Source organism: Paenibacillus pseudetheri, from assembly GCF_924513355.1.
Classification (GTDB): domain Bacteria; phylum Bacillota; class Bacilli; order Paenibacillales; family Paenibacillaceae; genus Paenibacillus_AQ; species Paenibacillus_AQ pseudetheri.
Window position 1 is genome coordinate 1 of record NZ_CAKMAB010000084.1, and the last position, 1,953, is coordinate 1,953.

General features: G+C 51.5%; 15 tRNA genes and 2 rRNA genes. All 17 read left to right on the forward strand.

Features of this window, described 5'->3' with window-relative positions:
- Positions 1–79, forward strand: a 23S ribosomal RNA gene (locus L1028_RS30870); the annotation flags it as partial.
- 75 nt (positions 80–154) lie between these two features.
- Positions 155–271, forward strand: a 5S ribosomal RNA gene (rrf, locus tag L1028_RS30875).
- Positions 272–328: 57 nt separating this feature from the next.
- A tRNA-Ile gene (locus L1028_RS30880) sits at positions 329–405 on the forward strand.
- Positions 406–408: 3 nt separating this feature from the next.
- A tRNA-Asn gene (locus L1028_RS30885) sits at positions 409–484 on the forward strand.
- 5 nt (positions 485–489) lie between these two features.
- Positions 490–582 (forward strand) — tRNA-Ser (locus L1028_RS30890).
- Positions 583–598: 16 nt separating this feature from the next.
- Positions 599–670 (forward strand) — tRNA-Glu (locus tag L1028_RS30895).
- A 6-nt stretch (positions 671–676) separates the two neighbouring features.
- Positions 677–752: transfer RNA gene (locus L1028_RS30900), tRNA-Val, on the forward strand.
- An 88-nt stretch (positions 753–840) separates the two neighbouring features.
- Positions 841–917 (forward strand) — tRNA-Met (locus L1028_RS30905).
- A gap of 72 nt (positions 918–989) precedes the next feature.
- A tRNA-Met gene (locus L1028_RS30910) sits at positions 990–1,066 on the forward strand.
- A gap of 25 nt (positions 1,067–1,091) precedes the next feature.
- Positions 1,092–1,169: transfer RNA gene (locus L1028_RS30915), tRNA-Asp, on the forward strand.
- A 16-nt stretch (positions 1,170–1,185) separates the two neighbouring features.
- Positions 1,186–1,260, forward strand: a tRNA-Gln gene (locus L1028_RS30920).
- A gap of 7 nt (positions 1,261–1,267) precedes the next feature.
- Positions 1,268–1,343, forward strand: a tRNA-Lys gene (locus L1028_RS30925).
- 15 nt (positions 1,344–1,358) lie between these two features.
- Positions 1,359–1,443, forward strand: a tRNA-Leu gene (locus tag L1028_RS30930).
- 7 nt (positions 1,444–1,450) lie between these two features.
- Positions 1,451–1,525: transfer RNA gene (locus L1028_RS30935), tRNA-Gly, on the forward strand.
- Between the two features lie 10 nt (positions 1,526–1,535).
- Positions 1,536–1,612, forward strand: a tRNA-Arg gene (locus tag L1028_RS30940).
- Between the two features lie 30 nt (positions 1,613–1,642).
- Positions 1,643–1,716: transfer RNA gene (locus L1028_RS30945), tRNA-Pro, on the forward strand.
- A 12-nt stretch (positions 1,717–1,728) separates the two neighbouring features.
- Positions 1,729–1,799 (forward strand) — tRNA-Gly (locus tag L1028_RS30950).
- The last annotated feature ends 154 nt before the right edge of the window (positions 1,800–1,953 follow it).

Below are 1,953 nucleotides of genomic sequence, written 5' to 3' on the forward strand. Positions count from 1 at the left end.
GACGAGGTAGATAGGTTGGAGGTGGAAGTGCAGTAATGCATGGAGCTGACCAATACTAATCGGTCGAGGGCTTATCCTATACTTAAAACGCAAATTCAATTCGGATTCAGTTTTCAGGCGACTCAAGCCTGAGCATTTACGATGTAAATGCCCGTTTGGTGGCGATAGCGGAGGGGTTCCACACGTACCCATCCCGAACACGACCGTTAAGCCCTCCAGCGCCGATGGTACTTGGACCGAAGGGTCCTGGGAGAGTAGGACGCCGCCAAGCGGACAACCACATTACCCGTGGTATTTTTTTTGCCCTTAATATTTAAATGACTTAAAAGGGCCTTTAGCTCAGCTGGTTAGAGCGCACCCCTGATAAGGGTGAGGTCGGTGGTTCGAGTCCACTAAGGCCCACCATATTCCCTGATAGCTCAGTTGGTAGAGCACTCGACTGTTAATCGAGTTGTCACAGGTTCGAGTCCTGTTCGGGGAGCCATTTATGGAGAGGTGTCCGAGTTTGGCCGAAGGAGCACGATTGGAAATCGTGTAGGCGCCACAAGCGTCTCGAGGGTTCGAATCCCTCTCTCTCCGCCATAAAGATTATTAGCATGGCCCGTTGGTCAAGGGGTTAAGACACCTCCCTTTCACGGAGGTAACATGGGTTCGAATCCCATACGGGTCATAACATGGAGGCTTAGCTCAGCTGGGAGAGCATCTGCCTTACAAGCAGAGGGTCGGGGGTTCGATCCCCTCAGCCTCCACCATAAACATCCCCAAAAAGTGAAGTTAATGCTTCGCTGCGGATTCCGGGTACTTTCCGGGGGCCCCAAGGGATTTAATACTTAAGAACGACGCGGGGTGGAGCAGCCCGGTAGCTCGTCGGGCTCATAACCCGAAGGCCGCAGGTTCAAATCCTGCCCCCGCAACCAAATTTTCCTTAAGCATAATGTTTTTGGACTAGCTGGTTTAGTGTGAATGAATAGTATATAATTATTAAATGACGCGGGGTGGAGCAGCCCGGTAGCTCGTCGGGCTCATAACCCGAAGGCCGCAGGTTCAAATCCTGCCCCCGCAACCAATTTACACTTATGCATTATGTCTATGGAACCGTGGTGTAGTTGGCCTAACATGCCTGCCTGTCACGCAGGAGATCGCGAGTTCGAATCTCGTCGGTTCCGCCATTTAGTTAATTATTGTTGGGGATTAGCCAAGCGGTAAGGCAACGGACTTTGACTCCGTCATGCATAGGTTCAAATCCTATATCCCCAGCCATTTATGAGAGCCATTAGCTCAGTTGGTAGAGCACCTGACTTTTAATCAGGGTGTCGAAGGTTCGAGTCCTTCATGGCTCACCATTATTTTTAAAGTGTGCGCGTGTGGCGGAATTGGCAGACGCACCAGACTTAGGATCTGGCGTTTCACGACGTGGGGGTTCGAGTCCCTTCACGCGCACCATGTTTTTGCGGACGTGGCTCAGCGGTAGAGCATCGCCTTGCCAAGGCGAGGGTCGCGGGTTCGATTCCCGTCGTCCGCTCCATATAAAATTTGCGCCCTTAGCTCAGCTGGATAGAGCGTTTGACTACGAATCAAAAGGCCGGGAGTTCGAATCTCTCAGGGCGCGCCATTTTTATTACTTAGTAATTACATGTTTTGACGGGATGTAGCTCAGCTTGGTAGAGCACCTGGTTTGGGACCAGGGGGTCGCATGTTCAAATCGTGTCATCCCGATTTTATACCTTTGCGGGTGTAGTTCAATGGTAGAACTTCAGCCTTCCAAGCTGATAGCGTGGGTTCGATTCCCATCACCCGCTTATAATTAAGAAACACCTGTCTATTATAGGCAGGTGTTTTTTTGGTACGCCCAGCATGGGCGTCATCTTTAGGGTGAAAGTCCCGAACGGGGGCTGGCGAGCGCCTACCGTTAGCCAAGGGCAAGGGTGTCCACCGTGAGGTGGAATCTGAAGG